The 18005-nt window shown below is 72.1% G+C and carries 16 protein-coding genes; 8 read left to right on the top strand and 8 right to left on the bottom strand.

From position 1 onward, the window contains the following. Positions 1 to 31: 31 nt before the first annotated feature. Positions 32 to 1522: a long-chain-fatty-acid--CoA ligase gene (locus ABFX54_RS24820; protein WP_346108488.1), complete on the bottom strand. Its 1491-nt coding sequence runs from the start codon at positions 1520 to 1522 to the stop codon at positions 32 to 34. Next, positions 1509 to 2873: a PucR family transcriptional regulator gene (locus ABFX54_RS24815; protein WP_346108487.1), complete on the bottom strand. Its 1365-nt coding sequence runs from the start codon at positions 2871 to 2873 to the stop codon at positions 1509 to 1511. The genes ABFX54_RS24820 and ABFX54_RS24815 overlap by 14 nt, the downstream gene beginning before the upstream one ends. Before the next feature lie 178 nt (positions 2874 to 3051). On the opposite strand from ABFX54_RS24815, the gene ABFX54_RS24810 reads away from it, so the two are divergent. From ABFX54_RS24810 to ABFX54_RS24790, 5 genes are read left to right on the top strand one after another with little or no spacing between them, the layout of a single operon-like run. Further along, positions 3052 to 3810 (top strand): ABC transporter ATP-binding protein, encoded by a 759-nt coding sequence (locus ABFX54_RS24810; RefSeq protein WP_346108485.1) that lies wholly within the window; start codon positions 3052 to 3054, stop codon positions 3808 to 3810. Continuing rightward, on the top strand, positions 3807 to 4523 hold the full coding sequence (locus ABFX54_RS24805) for an ABC transporter ATP-binding protein (RefSeq protein ID WP_346108483.1): 717 nt from the start codon (positions 3807 to 3809) through the stop codon (positions 4521 to 4523). The genes ABFX54_RS24810 and ABFX54_RS24805 overlap by 4 nt, the downstream gene beginning before the upstream one ends. 4 nt (positions 4524 to 4527) lie before the next feature. Then, entirely contained in the window at positions 4528 to 5409 is an 882-nt protein-coding gene (locus ABFX54_RS24800; RefSeq protein WP_346108481.1) for a branched-chain amino acid ABC transporter permease, read from the top strand. Continuing rightward, positions 5406 to 6407 carry a branched-chain amino acid ABC transporter permease gene (locus tag ABFX54_RS24795; protein WP_346108480.1) on the top strand — a complete coding sequence of 334 codons (1002 nt, stop codon included), beginning with the start codon at positions 5406 to 5408 and terminating at the stop codon, positions 6405 to 6407. Before ABFX54_RS24800 ends, ABFX54_RS24795 begins: the two co-directional genes overlap by 4 nt. A gap of 5 nt (positions 6408 to 6412) precedes the next feature. Continuing rightward, on the top strand, positions 6413 to 7684 hold the full coding sequence (locus ABFX54_RS24790) for an ABC transporter substrate-binding protein (protein ID WP_346108478.1): 1272 nt from the start codon (positions 6413 to 6415) through the stop codon (positions 7682 to 7684). Between the two features lies 1 nt (position 7685). Here ABFX54_RS24790 and ABFX54_RS24785 read toward each other — a convergent pair whose 3' ends face one another. Together ABFX54_RS24785 and ABFX54_RS24780 are read right to left on the bottom strand one after the other, a co-directional pair. Further along, positions 7686 to 8639 (bottom strand): NAD-dependent epimerase/dehydratase family protein, encoded by a 954-nt coding sequence (locus ABFX54_RS24785; RefSeq protein ID WP_346108477.1) that lies wholly within the window; start codon positions 8637 to 8639, stop codon positions 7686 to 7688. 21 nt (positions 8640 to 8660) lie between these two features. Beyond that, complete coding sequence (locus tag ABFX54_RS24780; protein ID WP_346108475.1) at positions 8661 to 10175, bottom strand: FAD-dependent monooxygenase; 1515 nt, start codon at positions 10173 to 10175, stop codon at positions 8661 to 8663. A 172-nt stretch (positions 10176 to 10347) separates the two neighbouring features. Between ABFX54_RS24780 and ABFX54_RS24775 the strand changes: the two genes are divergently transcribed. Continuing rightward, on the top strand, positions 10348 to 11544 hold the full coding sequence (locus tag ABFX54_RS24775) for a cytochrome P450 (RefSeq protein ID WP_346108473.1): 1197 nt from the start codon (positions 10348 to 10350) through the stop codon (positions 11542 to 11544). A 258-nt stretch (positions 11545 to 11802) separates the two neighbouring features. Here the strand turns inward: ABFX54_RS24775 and ABFX54_RS24770 are convergent, their stop codons facing one another. Further along, on the bottom strand, positions 11803 to 12552 hold the full coding sequence (locus tag ABFX54_RS24770; RefSeq protein ID WP_346108471.1) for a response regulator transcription factor: 750 nt from the start codon (positions 12550 to 12552) through the stop codon (positions 11803 to 11805). 196 nt (positions 12553 to 12748) lie between these two features. On the opposite strand from ABFX54_RS24770, the gene ABFX54_RS24765 reads away from it, so the two are divergent. Further along, a complete protein-coding gene (locus ABFX54_RS24765; RefSeq protein WP_346108469.1) occupies positions 12749 to 14152 on the top strand; it encodes a hypothetical protein in 1404 nt (467 codons plus the stop codon). A 48-nt stretch (positions 14153 to 14200) separates the two neighbouring features. Here the strand turns inward: ABFX54_RS24765 and ABFX54_RS24760 are convergent, their stop codons facing one another. After that, complete coding sequence (locus ABFX54_RS24760; RefSeq protein ID WP_346108467.1) at positions 14201 to 15532, bottom strand: hypothetical protein; 1332 nt, start codon at positions 15530 to 15532, stop codon at positions 14201 to 14203. Positions 15533 to 15746: 214 nt separating this feature from the next. Here ABFX54_RS24760 and ABFX54_RS24755 point away from each other — a divergent pair, with 214 nt between their 5' ends. Continuing rightward, positions 15747 to 16004: a hypothetical protein gene (locus ABFX54_RS24755; RefSeq protein WP_346108465.1), complete on the top strand. Its 258-nt coding sequence runs from the start codon at positions 15747 to 15749 to the stop codon at positions 16002 to 16004. A gap of 44 nt (positions 16005 to 16048) precedes the next feature. Here ABFX54_RS24755 and ABFX54_RS24750 read toward each other — a convergent pair whose 3' ends face one another. Together ABFX54_RS24750 and ABFX54_RS24745 are read right to left on the bottom strand one after the other, a co-directional pair. Continuing rightward, positions 16049 to 16696: a response regulator gene (locus tag ABFX54_RS24750; protein ID WP_346108464.1), complete on the bottom strand. Its 648-nt coding sequence runs from the start codon at positions 16694 to 16696 to the stop codon at positions 16049 to 16051. Continuing rightward, entirely contained in the window at positions 16687 to 17955 is a 1269-nt protein-coding gene (locus ABFX54_RS24745) for a sensor histidine kinase (RefSeq protein ID WP_346108462.1), read from the bottom strand. Before ABFX54_RS24745 ends, ABFX54_RS24750 begins: the two co-directional genes overlap by 10 nt. Positions 17956 to 18005 lie beyond the last annotated feature (50 nt).

Genomic DNA, 18005 nt, shown 5'->3' with positions numbered 1-18005 from the left:
ACCGCTATGTGAGATATCTCGCTCTTGAGGGTCAGCCGGAACGTCCGCCGGTGGCCGGGCGGGCCAGCGCCCGCTTGAGGATCTTGCCGGTCGGGCTCATCGGCAGCTCGTCCACGAACGACACCCGGCGCGGATACTTGTACGCCGCCACCCGCTCCCGTACGAACTCGCGCAGCTCCTCCCGGGTCACCGGCGCGCGCAGGGCCACCACGGCCTCGATCTCCTCGCCCAGCTCCGCGTGCGGCACGCCGATCACCGCAGCCTGCCGCACCGCCGGATGCTCGTAGAGCACCTCCTCCACCTCGCGCGGATAGACCGTGTATCCGCCCCTGATGATCACGTCGCGGCGGCGGTCCACCAGGAAGAAGTAGCCGTCCTCGTCCACCCGGCCCAGGTCGCCGGTGTGGAACCAGCCGTCGTGCACGGCCTCGGCCGTGGCCTCGGGGTCGTTCCAGTAGCCCTTCATCACGTTGGGGCCGCGCACCACGATCTCGCCGATCGCGCCGGCGGGCAGCTCGCGGCCGTCCTCGTCGACCACCTTCATCTCGACGTCCCTGATGGGCCAGCCGATCGAGCCGGGCCTGCGGTGCCGGCCGCCCCGGTTGGTCGCGGCGACGGGGGAGGTCTCGCTGAGCCCGTACCCCTCGATGATCTCGCAGCCGAACCTGGCCTCGTACGCGCGCAGCACGTCGAGCGGCAGCGCCGCCCCGCCCGACGCGCAGACCCGCAGCATCGACATGTCGGAGGCGCCGGGATGGTCGAGCAGCGCGATGAACATGGTCGGCACGCCCTGGAAGACCGTCACCCCGTCGCGCCTGATCACTTCGAGCGCCCGGCCCGCCTCGAAGCGGCGCAGCAGGGTCAGCCGCGCGCCCGCGTGCACGGTCGCGTTGAGCGAGCAGGTCTGGCCGAAGGTGTGGTAGAGCGGCAGCGCGCCCAGCACCACGTCGTCCACGCCGAGCGCGTGCATGCGGGCCACGGTCGCGGCGTTGCCGCCCAGGTTGGCGTGGGTCAGCTCGATGCCCTTCGGCCGGCCGGTGGTGCCCGAGGTGTAGTGGATCACCGCGGTGGCGTCCGCCGCCATGGAGGAGATCTCGCGCTCGGCCGCCACGCCCCGCAGCAGCCGCCGGAACTCGTCCGGCACCACGAAGAAGCAGTCCGCCTTCGTGCCCGCCGAGCCCGCCTCCGCCGTCTCCGCGAACGCGTGCCAGGCGATCAGCAGCCTGGCCCCGCAGTCGCCCAGGTAGGCCGAGATCTCCCGGCGCCGCAGCAGCGGGTCCAGCGGCACCACCACGGCCCCGAGCCGCAGCACCCCGTAGTAGACGACGCCGAACTCGGGCACGTTCGGCAGCATGATCGCGACCCGGTCGCCGGGGCCGATCCCGCGGCACCGCAGCAGCCCGGCGAGCCGCGCGCTCAGCTCCTCCAGCGCGCCGTAGGTCAGCTCCGCCTCGTCCAGCGTGAGCACCGCCCTGCCGCCCAGCCGGTCGGCGGCGGTGTGGAGCCGGTCAGCGAGGTTCATGGAAAGAAGGTACGTCCGCTCTCCCGCGCCCCTCATTGGTCGCGGTGCCCAGTCTTTCCCGCCCGGTATTGGTGGGAAGTGTGTCCTGGAGGGCTATGGCCACCAGCAGTTCGACCAGATCGTTGATCGAGCGCAGGCTACGCCCGGTGCGCTCCTGGATCCGCCGCATCCGGTATTGCGCGGTGTTGGGATGGATCTGCAGCCGCTCGGCCGCCACCCGCAGGTTCAGGTCCGCCTCGGCGAACGCCCTGATCGTGGCCGTCAGCACGCCGCCGCGGGCCCGGTCCTCCGCCAGCAGCGCGGTGATGCGCGCGTCCACCAGGTTGCGCGCGGTGTCGTCGGCCTTGAGCGCCAGATACTGGAACGGCGTGATCCTGGGCAGCGCCGCCACCCCGCCCTCCTCGGGCAGGAAGTCCAGCACGGCTCTGGCCTCCTGGTACGCCTGCGGGAGCTGCGTGGCGCCGGTCGCCACGGTGCTGACGCCCATGGCCAGCCTGATGCCCTCCGTGGCCAGGCCGCGCAGCACCCCCTGCAGCCGGTCGCACAACTCCTCCGCGCCCTGGTTCTGGCCGAGCACGGGGATGGCCACGATCTCCGACTGGCGCACGACCGACAGCGTGCGCACGCCGTTCCCGCCGGTCCTGGCGATGGCCGCGCACGCCGCGTGCAGCGCGTCGGCGCCCTGGTCGGGGCCGCTCGGCACCGGGGCGGGCGGCCCGGCCAGCACCGCGATCACCACCAGCAGCGGCGTGCGCGCGTCGGGCACCAGGCCGTGCGCCTGCGCCGCGGCCAATTCCCTGCCCCGCGTGGGCAGGCTGCCGGCCAGCAGCGTCTCCAGCAGGTCGCGGCTCTCCCGTACGGCCTCCGCCGCCGCGTACTGCTGGAACTCCATGTAGGCGTTCGCCGCGTGCGTGCTGGCGAAGTCGCAGTACCGCATCAGCGGCGTGGCCAGCGACAGCGCCGCCTCGCGCCCGGCGTACGTGTGCCCGGCCCGCTCGACCACGGCCTCCCAGAACACCTGCTGCCCGACCCTGAAGGCGTTGATGTAGTCGGCCAGCGCCACCCCGGCCCTGGCCCGGCGCATGGCGGCGCGCCGGGTGAAGGAGATGTCCTCGAAGGTGACCGTCCGCTCCTCCAGCAGCACGCCCAGCTTGGCCCGGTAGTGCTTGACCACCTGGTCGCGCACGTCGGTGCGGAAGGCCGCGTCCTGCGCCGCGTAGGCGGGGATCTCCTCCAGCATGGTCGACACGGCGACGACGGTCAGTTGGGGAAGGTCGTTCAGCAGCTCGGACAGGATTCGGGTGCGTTCCGCGCGGACGGCGGCTGCCACGGTGCTCGAACCGGTGGACATGCCGGGATGATCCATGCCCGCCGCCGGGCGGTCAACGGGTCGTAACCGGTCCGAGACCCTCCCTGTGCTCAGAGGACAACTTGCCGGAAACATCTTGGGTCACCGTGCCCAATGCGGCTCCTGACGAGCGGCTCCTACGCTGAGCGCAACTTCAGAACATTGTTCTCCAGGAGGCCGGATGCTGGAGGTGCACGATCTTACCGTTCGCTTCGGCGGCATCACCGCGCTGGACGGCGTGGGGTTCGAGGTGGCGGCCGGCGAGATGGTGGGACTCATCGGGCCGAACGGTGCCGGCAAGACCACCCTGTTCAACTGCCTGACCCGCCGCTACGACGCCGACTCGGGCACGATCGCGTACGAGGGCCGCGACCTCACCGCCGTGGCCCCCTACGCCATCGCCCCGCTCGGCATCGCCAGGACGTTCCAGAACCTGGGCCTGTTCCCGCGCCTGTCGGTACGCGACAACGTGCTGGTCGGCGCGCATCACCGGGGCCGCGCCGGCTTCCTGTCCGCCGGGCTGCGGCTGCCGGGCGTGCGCCGCGAGGAACGCGAGCTGCGCGCCGACGCGGACGCGGTCCTGGAGCGGCTGGGCCTGACGGAGGTGGCCGGCCATCCGGCGACCGGGCTCCCGTTCGGCACCCTGAAGCGGGTGGAGCTGGCCCGCGCGCTCATCGGCCGCCCCCGCCTGCTCCTCCTCGACGAACCGGTGAACGGGCTGAACGCGGCCGAGGTGGAGGAGTTCGCGGGCACGCTGGGCGCGATCCGCGCCGAGAACGACCTGACCGTGATCGTGGTCGAGCACCACATGGGGTTCGTCATGGGGATCTGCGAGCGCATCGTCTGCCTGGACTTCGGCCGCAAGATCGCCGAAGGCCCGCCCGAGGACGTCCAGCGCGATCCCGCCGTGATCGAGGCGTACCTGGGGACGGCGGCATGAGCGACCTCGTGGTGGCCGACCTGGTCGCCGGCTACGGAGACGCGCGGGTGTTGTACGGCGTCGGCTTCACCGTCCGCGAGGGCGAGGTCTGCGCCATCCTCGGCCCCAACGGCGCCGGCAAGACGACCCTGCTGCGCGCCCTGTCCGGCGTGGTCAGGGCCCGCGGCACGATCACGCTCGGCGGCACCACGCTGGCCGGCCGCTCGCCCGACACGATCGCCAGGCACGGCGTCGCCCACGTGCCCGAGGGCCGGGGCACGTTCATGCCGCTGACCGTCGAGGAGAACCTGCGCCTCGGCGCGTACGTCCGGCGCCGCGGAGCGGAGGTCGAGCAGGACCTCGCCCGCATCTACACCTACTTCCCGGTGCTGAAGACCCGGCTCAAGCAGGCGGCGGGCAGCCTGAGCGGCGGCGAGCAGCAGATGCTGGCCCTCGGCCGCGCCCTCATGCTGCGCCCCCGGCTGCTGCTGCTCGACGAGCCGTCGCTCGGCCTGGCCCCGCTGGTCACCCGGGAGCTGTTCCGCATCGTCCAGGCCATCAACGCAGAGGAGCGGACCACCGTGGTCGTCGTCGAGCAGAACGCCCATCTCGCCCTCGGCATCGCCCAGCAGGCGCACGTCCTGGAGACCGGGCGCATCGTGCTGTCGGGCACGGCGGCGGAGATCAGGGCCGACGAGCAGGTCGCGCAGTCCTACCTCGGATACCGGGTGTAGCGCGATGGCCGGATTCGTGCAGCAGGTCGTCGAGGGGCTCGGCGCGGGCGCCATCTACGCCAGCCTGGCGCTGGCCCTGGTGCTGATCTACCAGTTCACCGGCATCGTCAACTTCGCCCAGGGCGAGCTGGCCATGTTCTCCACCTACGTCGCCTGGCAGTGCGTGGCCGCCGGCCTGCCGTTCTGGCCGGCCCTGGTGCTGACGCTCGCGGTCTCGTTCGCCGGCGGCATGCTCATCGAACGGGTGATCATCCGGCCGGTCGAGGGCGCTCCCGAGCTCACCATCGTGATCGTCACCGTCGGGCTGTTCATCTTCGTCAACGCGGCGGCCGGCTGGATCTGGACGTTCCTCATCAAGGACTTCCCCAACCCCTTCCCCGGCGGCGCGCTGGAGGCGGCCGGGGTCAGCGTGAGCTTCTCCACGCTCGGCGTGCTCGGCGTGGTCGCGGTGGTCATGGGGCTGCTCTACCTGCTCTTCCAGCACACCAAGATCGGGCTCGGGATGCGTGCCGTGGCGACCAACCCCGCCTCGGCGCGGCTGGTCGGCATCCGCGTCGGCCGGACGCTGGCGCTCGGCTGGGGCCTGGCCGCCACCGTGGGCGCGGTGTCCGGGGTGCTGGTCGCGCCGCTGCTCTTCCTGGAGCCGAACATGATGGGCGGCGTCCTCATCTACGCGTTCGCGGCGGCCACGCTCGGCGGCTTCGACAGCCCGCTCGGGGCGGTCGCCGGCGGGCTGATCGTGGGCGTCGCGGAGACGCTCGCCGGGGCGTACGTCGGCGTCATCGGATCCGATCTCAAGGTGGGGGTGCCGCTGGTGATCATTCTCGGTGTCCTGCTGCTGCGGCCGCAGGGACTGTTCGGCCGAGCGGTGGTGGAACGGGCATGAGCGCCACCAAGGTCGTCACCGAGCCGGCCCCCTTACGCGCGCGGCGCCCGCCCGACCCCAGATGGAGGTGGGTCGCGCTCGCCCTGCTGCTGGCCGCCGCCGTCTACGCGCCCTTCCAGCTCGCGCCCTTCCACGTCTTCCAGCTCACGATGGTGCTGGTGTACGCGGTGGCGCTGCTCGGGCTCAACCTGCTCGTCGGGCACGCGGGGCAGATCTCGCTCGGGCACGGCGCGTTCTTCGCCGTGGGGGCGTACTCGGGGGCCATCCTGCTCGACCGCTGGGAGCTGCCGTACCCGCTGACCCTGCCCGTGGCGGCCGGGGTGGCGTTCGTGCTGGGGCTGGCGCTCGGCGTGCCCGCGATGCGGCTGCGCGGCCTGTACCTGGCGCTCGTGACGCTCGCCATCGCGATCTTCCTGGTGCCGCTGCTCAAGCGGTTCGAGGAGGTGACCGGCGGCTCCATGGGGCTGACGCTGGCCAAGCCCGCGCCGCCCGCCTGGAGCGGCCTGGCCGAGGACCAGTGGCTCTACTTCCTCACCCTGATCGTCGCCGTCGCCGCGTTCCTGCTGGCCGCCGGCCTGCTGCGCTCGCGCGTGGGCCGGGCGCTGCACGCGCTCAGGGACAACGAGACGGCGGCCGAGGTCATGGGCGTGCGGCTGTCGTTCTACAAGACGCTCGCGTTCGCCTGGAGCGCCATGTTCGCCGGCGCGGCCGGCTGCGTCTACACGTGGGTGATCGGCTTCGTCTCGCCCGACTCGTTCACCGTGAACCTGTCGATCACCCTGCTGGCCGGCCTGGTCGTCGGCGGGCTCGGCTCGCTGCCGGGGCCGGTGCTGGGCGGCCTGTTCGTGATGTTCGTGCCGAGCATCTCGCAGGACGTCAACGACGCCGCGCCCGGCGTCATCTTTGGCCTGCTGATCATCGTGGTGATGTACGTGGCCCCGACGGGGCTGGCCGGCCTGGCCGGGCGCCTGGTCAAGAAGATTCCCCGGAAGGAGTAAGAGGTATGCGAGTAACCGCCATCGGCTGCACGGCGCTGCTCCTGCTCGCCGTCGCCGCCTGCGGGGGACGGGACGGCGGCGGTGACACCGGAGGCACGGCCGCGTCGGGTCAGTGCGCTGGGCAGCAGACCACCGGCATCACCGACAAGAGCATCAAACTGGGCGGCATCTATCCGCTGTCCGGCCCCGCCTCCGCGTACGGGGACATCCCCAAGGGCATCAAGGCGTACTTCGACTACGTCAACGCCGAGAAGAACGGCATCGGCGGCCGCAAGGTCGAGTTCGTCGTCCGCGACGACGGCTATCAGCCGCCCAAGGCCGTCGAGGAGGCCCGCAGGCTGGTGGAGCAGGAGCAGGTCTTCGCCCTGTTCCAGACGCTCGGCACTCCCTCGACCTCCGCGACCTGGGACTACGCCAACCAGCGCAAGGTCCCGCAGATCTTCGTGGCCACCGGCGCCTCCAAGTGGGGCACCGACACCACGCACCCGTGGACCATCGGCTGGCAGCCCAACTACATCTCGGAGGCCCGCGTCTACGCGGCCTACCTGAAGAAGGACAAGCCCGAGGCCAAGGTCGCCGTCCTCTACCAGAACGACGACTTCGGCAAGGACCTGCTCGGCGGCTTCAAGCGGGCGCTGGAGGGCTCGCAGGTCAAGGTGGTGGCCGAGCAGAGCTACGAGGTGACCGACCCCAGTGTCGACCCGCAGATGCGGAACCTGGCCGAGTCGGAGGCGGAGGTGTTCCTCAACATCACCACGCCCAAGTTCGGCTCGCAGGCGCTCGCGGCCGACGCCAAGAACACCAAGTGGAACCCGCTGCACATCGTCAACAACGTCGCCGCCTCGATCACCGTGCTGAAGCCGGTCGGGTTCCAGAACGTGCAGGGTGTCGTGTCGGCCACCTACTACAAGGACCCCAACGACCCGACGTGGGCGGACGACGCCGAGATGAGGCTCTACAAGGACAAGATGCGGCAGTACGCGCCGCAGGCCGACCCCAACGTGCCGTACCACACGTTCGGCTGGGCCGTGGCGAGCAGTTTCCACAAGGCCATGGAGGCGGCCGCGTGCCCGACCCGCGAGGGGCTGCGCGACTCCGTGCGCGACCTCAAGGGGGTGCAGGTGGACATGCTGCTGCCGGGGGTGACGATGGACACGGCGCAGGGCGACGGGTTCCCGATCGAGTCGATGCAGCTCATGACGTTCAAGGGCGAGCGGTGGGAGCTGTTCGGCGACGTGATCGACACCCGCAAGGAGTTCGGCCCGCTGACCGGGTGATCTAGGGCTTGATGGTGCCCGCTCGCACCAGCCATTCGACCGCCTCGCGGATGGCCTCCAGGGAGGTGTGGCGGGGCCGGTGCCCGAGCATCCGCTCGGCCTTGGCCATGCTGCAGTGGGGGCTGTGCGCGATGTGGTCGTAGGTCACCCGCGCGTCGTGCTCGGACACCGTCTCCCGCCACCGCTCCCACGGCAGGTACGCCAGCCGCGCCGGCTTGCCGAACCAGCCCGCCACCGCCTCGGCGTACCCGCGCAGCGTCAGGGCGGTGGTGGCGACGGAGTGGAAGCTCTCGCCGACGGCGGCGGAGCGCCCGGCCATGGCGTCCATGAACAGCCGGGCCACGTCGTCGGCGTGCACGTGCTGGACGGTCTCCATGCCCAGGTTGGGCAGCGTGACCTCGGCGCCCTCGGCGAGCGCCTGGAAGACGCCGGGGTCGACGTTGCCCGCCGGGTTGACCGGCACCCATCCCGGCCCGGTGATGTGGCCGGGATGGATGATCGTGGCCGGGAACCCGTCACGCTGGGCCCGGTCGAGCAGGAACGCCTCGATGGCCGCCTTCTGGACGCCGTAGTCGCCGAACGGCTCCCGCTTGGCGTCCTCGGTGGTCGGCACCTGGGCGCTGGGGCCGTGCACCCAGACCGTGCCGCAGTGCAGGAAGTGGCGCACCCGGCCGCTGAGCGCGTCGGCCAGCGCGCGGGCGCTCTGCTCCGTGAAGCAGATCAGGTCGATCACCACGTCGGCGTCCAGGCCGGCGATCCGCCGCCCGAACGTGCCCGCGGCCTCTTCGGCCTCGCGGTCGGCGGTGACGGTGGTGACCTGCTGCCAGGCGCCGTGGGGGCTGTAGGGCTCGCGCTGCCCCCGGCTGACGTTGACCACCTCGTGCCCGACGCCGACCAGCCTCGGGATGAGGTACGTGCCGATATGTCCACTTCCGCCGATCACCACTACGCGCATGCGAACAGCGTAGACCGCCGGTCAGGAGAAGCCGAGGGCCATCCGGAGCGCGCCCGAGGGGTGGCCGGCGCGCCAGGCCACGTGCTGGTCGGGGCGGACCAGGGCGAGAGGCTCGCCGGGCAGGTCCACGATGTGCAGCGGCACGCCCAGCTCCCGAGCCTCCGCCACCAGCACGTCCGCGCCCGGCGCGCTCCGGTCGCCGACCAGGCTGAACGCGGGGCCGAGCCGGTCGTACAGGGACTCGCCCGGCGCGAGCCAGCGGTGCGGCAGGCGCTCGCCGCAGCCGGGCGCGACGATCGGGGAGCCCGCGTAGGTGTAGCCGAGCACCAGGTCCAGGCTGTGGAACTCCCGGTCCTTGGTCCTGCGCACCGCCTCCGCCACGGCCGGACGCACCCGCTCGAACTCCTCGTCATTGCCCATCAGCGCCGGATCGGCCAGCTCCGGGGCGAGGGTGGACATGTTCGCGGCGGCGGTCTCGATCGTGTCGGCGGCGATGGGGCGGCGCTCCCGCTCGTACGTGCCCAGCAACGCCTTTGGCGCCCACCCGCGCAGCACGGCGGCCAGCTTCCAGCCGAGGTTGACCGCGTCCCCGATGCCGGTGTTGAACCCGTGCCCGCCGTAGGGGGGGTTCTGGTGCGCCGCGTCGCCGGCCAGGAACACGCGCCCGCTGGCGTAGCGGTCGGCCAGCAACATCCGGGCGGTCCACGGGTCCGTGGCCAGGATCTCCACCTCGATGTCGGCCCCGGCCAGGTTCCGCACCAGCCGTACGGGGTCGGCGTCCTGCTCGCGCACCCCCTGCGCGATGCACCACCAGGTCTCCTTCAGGTCCAGGCGGCCGACCATGCCGGGCTGCTCCGGGTTCAGCACCCAGTAGTGCACGGCGGGGCCGTGCGGCATGCGCTCGGCCAGCCTCGGGGCGCGGAAGACGATGTTGTAGTTGGGCCTGGCGTCCTGGCGGCCCTCGTACCGGGCGCCGATCGCCTCCCTGGTCACGCTGCGCGGGCCGTCGCAGCCGACCATGTACTGGGCGCGTACCTCCTGCTCCGCGCCGTCCTGCGCCGCGATCGTGACCGTCACCCCGTCGGGGTCCTCGCGCAGGCCCGTCACCCGCCATCCCGTCAGCAGCGCGTCCCCGACCGCCTCGCGCAGTACCTCCTCGACCAGCGGCTGCGGCGCCTGCTGGCCGGACTCGGCGGCCAGGTCGGAGCCGACCAGGTCGAGGCCGAAGCAGCCGCCGATCCTGGTGATCTCCCGCCCGAGCAGGCTGTCCACGAACACCGCCTGGTCCGACCACGACACCGCCAGCGGCGCCCGATCCCGCAGCGTCCGTGCCAGCCCCCATCTGCGCAGCAGCTCCATCGAGCGGGCCGAGGTGGTCTTCGCGCGCGGGCGCAGCCACGACACCTGCTCGCGTGGCTCGACGACCAGGCATTCGACGCCCTGGTACGCCAGCTCGACGGCGGTGGCCAGGCCGACGGGCCCGCCTCCGGCCACCAGCACCGGTACGGAGTCGGGCACGCGCGGAACCAGGTCCATGGACGTCCTATTCGTCAGAATGATGAGAGGTATATTCCTGACGGCGTACGGCCCGCGTCAATGCGGCATTGATTCTGGTACGACCGCACAACGATTGAAGATCGCTCCTAGAGAGCCCGGCGTCCCGATCAGTAGCGTGCAAGCCAAAAACCGGGACCATCCAGGGGACTGCATGAGCGAGACCTCGACGATGCCGCTGCACATGCGGCGGGTGGAGTTCGATCCAGCGCCGGAGTTGGCGGCCGCGCGCGACGAGGAGCGGGTCAAGAGGGTACAGACGGCATTCGGGGCCGACGCCTGGCTGGTGACGAGGTACGCGGACGTCCGCGAGGTGCTGGGCGACGCCGAGCGGTTCAAGGTCGCCCCGCAGACCATCGCGCGGCTGCCGGGAGCGCCGCCGATGACGGAGGAGCAGCTCGCCAAGGTGCGCGCGGGCAACCTGCTCGGCCTCGACCCGCCCGAGCACACCCGGCTGCGCCGGATGCTGACCCCCGAGTTCACCATCCGGCGCATGCGCCGCCTCGAACCGCGCATCGAGGCCATCGTGAACGACCACCTCGACGCCATGGAGACCGCCGGGTCGCCCGTGGACCTGGTGCCGTCGTTCGCGCTGCCGATCCCGGCGCTGGTGATCTGCGAGCTGCTCGGGGTGCCGTACGAGGACCGCGAGGACTTCCAGCGGCGGACGAACAGGATGCTCGACATGAGCGTGCCGGGCGAGGAGCGGATGATGCTCCAGTTCCAGCAGCGCGCGTACATGGAGGGGCTGGTCGCCCGCATCCAGCAGGACCCGGGCGAGGAGCTGCTGGGCATGCTCGTCCGCGAGCACGGCGACGACCTGACCACCGACGAGCTGGTCGGGATCGGCGGGCTGCTGCTGTTCGCCGGGCACGAGACCACCTCCAACATGCTCTCCCTGGGCACGCTCGCCCTGCTGCGCCACCCCGAGCAGCTCGACCTGCTCAGGAAGGAGCCGCAGCGGATCGACGCCACCGTCGAGGAGCTGCTGCGCTGGCTCAGCATCGTCAACTCGGGCACCACCAAGGTCGCGACCGCCGACACGGAGATCGGCGGGCAGGCGATCGCGGAGGGTGACCTGGTCCTGGTCTCCCTGCCCGCCGCGAACCGGGACAAGGGCCTCGTCCCCGACGCGGACACGTTCGACCTCACCCGCGGCGCCCCCGGCCACGTCGCCTTCGGCCACGGCGTGCACCACTGCCTGGGCGCCCCGCTGGCCCGCATGGAGCTGCGCACCGCGCTGCCCGCCCTGCTCAGCCGCTTCCCCGGCCTGCGCACCACGGACAACACGCCGCAGTTCCGCACGTCCAGCATCGTGTACGGCATGGCCTCCCTGGAGGTGGCCTGGTGATGCTTCCCTGACGGCCGGGCACACTGAGAGGGACGGCACGCCGAACGCGACGAGGCGGCGCGGCGGCGCGACCTGCGGGTCACCGCCTGGGACGAGGAGGCGCTGCCGCGCGTCCGGCGCGCCTGTACCGCTGCCGAACTCGGGCAGCCCGGCGAGCGAGCGTCGGCTACTACGTCAGGTGGACCCCCGGCCACGCGGTCACCGACAGAAACCCCTGGCCCCGATCCCCCTGAACGGCCCGACCGGGAGCGCGCTGTCCTACGCGCTCCGACCGGCGTGACGGGCACCCCTGCCCCCGGCGGCCGGGCGCAGGGCGTAGCCGACGCCGTGCACCGTGTGGATCATCGGTGCGCGGCGGGCGTCGATCTTCCTGCGCAGGTACGAGATGTACAGCTCGACCACGTTGCCCCGGCCGCCGAAGTCGTAGGCCCAGACGCGGTCGAGGATGTGCGCCTTGCTGAGCACGCGGCCGGGGTTGCGCATCAGCAGGCGCAGCAGTTCGTACTCGGTGGGCGAGAGCCGGATGTCCTCGCCGTCCCGCCGCGCCCGGCGGGTGCGCTGGTCCAGCGTGAGGTCCCCGACCACGAGCCCGGCGCCGTCCCGCTGGGCCGCACGCGCGCGGCGCAGCAGCCGGTGCAGCCGGGCGACGACCTCCTCCACGCGGAACGGCTTCGTCACGTAGTCGCCGGCCCCCGCGCCCAGCCCGGCCAGCCCCTCGTCCAGGCGGTCCGTCGTGGTCAGGTACAGGACGGGCACGCCGGGCAGCCGGAGGCCGGCCGCGCCGGGCATGGTGGCGTCGAGCACGACCGCGTCGGGGCGGGCGCACCGGGCCGCGCGGGTGGCCGCGCCGCCGTCGTACGCGCCGCGGACCCGCCACGACTCCTGCCGGGCCAGCGTGGAGCGGAGCTTCGTCAGTGCGGGCTCGCCGGCCACGACGAGGATGTCGGCGGCGCCGCCACCGGGCCGGCGCACGGGCTCGGCCGAAACGTTCGCGCTGGACGTGTGCATGGTCGTGACGATGACGTCCTTGCATGAGCGTTCGATGAACGCCGCTTAGTAATCGGCTGTGAACCGCGCCCGCCGCATCCCAGGCCGGCCGCCCTGCGGGGCTTTACCCGGAACAATACGCTCCTAGAGTAATCGAACCACTACTCAACGTTACGATGGCGAAGTTCGCTCATCTATCACTCCAGGGGGCTGGAAAATGACTGACGAGACCCGGGCCGGCAAGGTCAGAACCCACACGGCCGAGGAGTCGGCGCTCGATGGTGAGGCCGTTCTCCTGCACTCCCAGGACGACCCGGTGGCCTCCGCCGCCGTCGACGCGGCCGTCGAGACGGAGCTGCTCGACGACGCCCCCGTCCGCCAGGCGGCCGACGCCAGGCGGGAGAGCGAGCGGCAGATAGCCGCGCTCACCCCCGACGAGCGGGAGCGGGTCCAGCGCCTCCAGCGCGAGCTGCGCACGATGGGCGCCGACGTCTGGCCGGTGACCAGGTGGTGGGGTTACGAGATCCACCTGAACGAGTCGGCCGCGCTGCTGGCCGCCGAGCTGCCGCAGCTCATCGGCGAGACCGCGGGCGCCGTGATCGGTTCCTGGCTCGCCCCGCTCATCGAGCGCTCCGTGCGGGCCAAATCCGACTGGATCGCCTCCATCGCCCGCCCGTACGGGGTCAGGCTCGTCTCGCCGTGGACCGCGCCCGGCATGCTCGTCCCGGCCCGCCAGGACGGCAGGCCCGCCGGTGACACCAGCCTGTACTGGGCGGTGCACGAGCCCGGCGAGGGATGGAGTCGCGACCAGCGCTTCGTCGACCACTTCAGCGGGTCGAGCCCTGCCCTGGCCCAGTTCCAGGACCGGCTCTTCCTGGCGCACCGGGGCAAGGCGGGCGACTCCAGCCTGTGGTGGACGGTCTACGACGCCGAGCAGGGCTGGAGCGACGACGAGCGCTTCCCCCGGCACCTCAGCGCCGCGGCTCCCGCGCTGGCGGCGTACGACGGGCAGCTCTTCTGCGTGCACAGGGGCGCCGGTGCGGACGAGTCGCTGTGGTGGACCCGCTGGGACGGGGCGAGGTGGAGCGACGACGAGCGCTTCCCGCAGCACTTCAGCAGGACGGCTCCGGCGCTGGCGACGTACGACGGGCAGCTCTTCTGCGTGCACAGGGGCACGGGCGCGGACGAGTCGCTGTGGTGGACCCGCTGGGACGGCTCCCGGTGGAGCCAGGACCAGCGGCTGCCCGGCCACGCCTCGCGCTCGAACCCGGCGCTGGCCACGTACCGCGGCCACCTCTACTGCGTGCACCGCGGCGCCGGCGGGGACACGGCGCTGTGGTGGACCCGCTGGGACGGAGGGAAGTGGAGCGCCGACCAGAAGCTGCCCGCGCACCACGCCTCAGAGGGCCCGGCCCTGACCGTCTACAAGGACCGGCTCTACTGCCTGCACCGCGGCGCCTCCGACCAGAGCCTGTGGTGGAGCAGCTTCAACGGCTCCGGCTGGCTCGCCGACGAGCGGCTGCCCGACCACCACAGCGCCGAGGGCCCGGCCGTCATCGCCTACCGCGACAAGAACGCCACCCGCGACCAGCTCCTGTGCGTGCACCGGGGCGTGCGCTGAACGGCGAGTGCCGGCTCGCGCGGCGAGCCGGCACTCTCCTTCTTCGCTCTACCAGCCGGCCAGCTGCTCAAGGAACCACTCGATCAGCGGCCTGGACACGGCGCTGTGCTCGGTGTTGGCGGTGTCGCAGCAGAACGCGTCCAGCTGCGTCTCGTCCTTCGGCAGGTCGCTGAGGTCCAGGTGCAGCTCGGACGGCCACTGGTAAAGGTCCCTGGCCAGGGCGACCGCGCTGACCGCGGGGACGAAGCAGCTGCTGCGGAAGCGCGGCTCGATCGTCAGCCCCATCGCGTCGGCGAGCCGGCCCCACGCGTCGAGCGTGCCGCCGGGCGCGCCGTCGAACGCCGGCACGTGTGAGGTGGCGCTCGTCCACACCGGGGCGCCGAAGCGCACGGTGCCGATGTTCTGCAGCTCGCCCATGTCCGGCTGGAAACGGGCGACGAGCTGCAGCGCTTCGAGGTTGAGGTCGAAGACCGGGGTGCCGGCGGGCAGGCCGTTGCCGACGCCGTTGCCGGTGGCGTTGGCCATGCCCAGCTTGTACGGGCGCATCGGGAACCAGCCCACCCTGCGCAGATCCTCGATCCACTCCTGGCGCAGCGCGTTGTCCGTCACCGGGCCCGAGAAGTCGGCGCTCTCGACCCAGCCCCACAGCAGCTGCTGCGCGGCGGGGCTGCGGATCAGCTCGGCCTGGCCCGGCCCGTCGGAGCGCGGGTCGAGCGCCTCGTGCAGGTAGGCCAGCTGCTGGAGCACCAGCGGGATCCAGGCGCCGAGGTGCGGGCTGTCGTAGGAGAAGTACTTCTCCGTCTGGTGGTCGATGCGCTCGTTCTCCATGCGGGCCAGCGCGTACCTGGTGATCAGGCCGCCCATGCTGACGCCGCCCACGACGAGCTGGGCGTCGCCGACGCGCTCGGCGATGGCGCGCTGCACGGCGGTGACCGCGACGGCGGCGTTGGCCTGGACGGCGATGTGCCGCTGGTCGAAGCCCAGCAGGATCACGTCGATGCCGAGCGTGCTGAGCTGGTCGAGGAAGCCGGGCCTGCCCGGCGCGTACGGCTTGTTGAAGTGGCGCCACAGCTCGTCCAGGTCGCTCGGACCGTAGTTGAAGCCGTCGGCCAGGATCAGCGGCCTGGTCAGCGCTTGGTGCCCCTCGGCCAGGTGCACGGCGGCGCGGCCGGTGGCCAGCCGGCCGTGGTGCGGGCTGTCGCCGACCAGCTCCCAGACCTGCTCGGGCGGGCGGGCCTGGCCGGAGCGCTCCGGCGGGCCGGCGAACCAGACGCCCTGGTGGCCGAGCGCTTCGGCGATCCGCTCGACCTGCTCTGCGGACAGGCTGCTCTCGATCCCGTGGGCTCTGGTCTCGACGTCGATTCTCGGTTCCTGCGGCATTTCGATCCTCTCGCTTGCGGAGGGGCCATCTGGGGCCACTGACCTCACCATACGGTCACTCTCCGTAATTGACGGAGGACGACACGTGTTGCCGCAGAAGGGTGTTTTAGCTGGTCAAACGCCTGCTGGAGGCAGGTCCCGCAGGGCCGGGGTTCTTGCGTTGCGTACGGGGGTAGGCGGCTGCGTGGAGGGGCCGACCGGGGGAGGAAAGCCGATGTCTTCCATGTCTCTGATCGACAAAGAGTGCGTCCGTGAGCTGCTCGAATCGCGTCATCCTGACGCCACGCTGGTGTTCGTCCGCGGTGACTGCGTGGTGCTGCCCGCCTCGGACGTGGACGAGGCGCACAGGGGCCTGGTCATCGCGCGGCGCGACGAGGTGATCGCCCAGTTGCCGGCGGGCGAGCCGTCGGAGGACGAGCTCGACCGGCTGGCCATCCGGCTCGACAACGTCGTCCGTGATCTGGGCGCTTGAGGCGGGCGTCTTCAGGCGCTTTCGAGGTGTGCGGTGGCCGGTGGTCAGGCGCTTTCGAGGTACTGCAGCACGGCCGCCACCCGCCGGTCCGTCCCGTCGGTCGGCGCGAGGTCGAGCTTGGCGAAGATGCTGCGGATGTGCTTGTGCACGGCGCCGTCCGTGACGAACAGCCGCTCCGCGATGGCCGCGTTCCCGAGCCCCTCCGCCATCAGCGCGAGCACGTCGCGCTCACGCGGGCTCAGCCGTTCCAGCCGGTTGTCCGGGCGGCTGCGGGTCAGCAACTGCGCGACCACCTCGGGGTCGATGGCGGTGCCGCCGTCGGCCACCCGGTGCAGCGCCGTCAGGAACTCCCCGACCCGGCCGACCCGCTCCTTGAGCAGGTAGCCAAGTCTGGAGCTGCCGTGGGAGAGCAGGTCGGTGGCGAACGCCTGCTCGACGTAGGCCGACAGCACGAGCACGGCGAGCCCGGGCAGCCGCCGCCTGGCCTCGACGGCCGCCACGATGCCCTCGTCGGTGTGGGTCGGCGGCATGCGTACGTCCACGATGGCGACGTCCGGCTTGTACGTGTCCACCGCCTCCAGGAACCCGGCGGCGTCGGGGGCGGTGGCCACCACGTCGAGTCCTTCCGCGCGCAGCAGCAGCGCGAGCCCCTCGCGCAGCAGGGCGTCGTCCTCGGCGATCACTATCCGCATGGAAGGCTCACATTCATGGTGGTCGGCCCGCCCACAGGGCTGGCCAGGGTGAAGGTGCCGTCGAGCGCCTCGGTCCGGCGGCGGATCCCGGCCAGCCCGGAGCCGCCCTCCTCGACGGCCCCGCCGCGGCCGTCGTCCACGATCTGGATGCGCAGCCGGTCGTCGGTCCGCCGCACGGTCACGGTGGCGCGCCGCGCCTTGCTGTGCTTGGCGATGTTGGTGAGGGCCTCGGCCACCACGAAGTAGGCGGTGGCCTCGACGGAGACCGGGCAACGCCCCGGCACCTCGGCGTCGACCTCGCACGGCACGGGGCTGGCCGCGGCCAGGCCGCTCAGTGCGTCGGCCAGGCTGCGATCGGCCAGCACCGGAGGCAGGATGCTGCGCACGACCGCGCGCAACTCGGCCAGCGCCTGCTCGGCGGCGTCCTGGGCCCGTTCGAGCACGGCGTCGGCGGAGGCCGGGTCACGTTCCACCGCGCGGCGGGCCGCGCCCAGCAGGACGTTGACGGCCACGATCCGGTTCTGCGTGCCGTCGTGCAGGGAACGCTCGATCCGGCGCAGCTCCGCGGCGTGCGCGTCCAGCGCGGCGGCGCGGGTGGCGGTCAGCTGGGCCACCCGCAGGGCCAGGTCGGTGCCCGGATCGGCGGCCAGCAGCCGGCGGCCGGGCCACGCCTGCAGCCGGGCCATGCCCGGGATGAGGGCCAGCGCGAGCCCGAGCCAGAACAGGCTCATCGGGCTCACCAGGAGCGCGCTCGGCAGGTCCTCGGCCGGCCAGATCTCCAGGATGGCGCCGGCCCGATCCTCCGGCCCGAGCAGCGGCCAGTAGAGCGGGAACACCAGGTCGAGCGCCGCCCGGAACGGCAGCGTCAGCCCGATCGCGCCCAGCAGCAGCCCCATCGTGGCGTGCCAGGCCAGCCAGAGCAGCTCGCGGCCGGTGGCGGGCTGCCTGACGGCCGCGCGCCAGTCGGCGGGCACCGGATCGGGGTTGATGATCTCCGGACCCCAGCGGGACAGCCGGGCCCGCTCCCTGTTGGCGACCGTACGCAGCCCGCGCAGGGAGATCGGCACCAGGCGCAGGCCCACGCCCGTGAGGCAGAAGGGCAGCACGGCGGCCAGCCCGATCAGCGCGACGAGCGCCAGGGCGCTGGTGCCCATGCCGCCCACCAGGTGTTCCAGCCCGTCGAGGGTGGTGCGGGCGCGGGCGAACACGTCCCACGAACGGGCCCGCCGCTGCCCTGCCGCCGGGTCCTGGGCCTGCATCCGCACCTCCTTCGTCCGCACAGACCCTAGGACAAGAGGTGCGACATCGG

Origin of the sequence: Nonomuraea maheshkhaliensis, from assembly GCF_039529435.1 — a bacterium.
GTDB lineage: Bacteria > Actinomycetota > Actinomycetes > Streptosporangiales > Streptosporangiaceae > Nonomuraea > Nonomuraea maheshkhaliensis.
The sequence above is the reverse complement of the archived record's forward strand: the minus strand, read 5'-3'. Positions and strand labels throughout refer to the sequence as shown.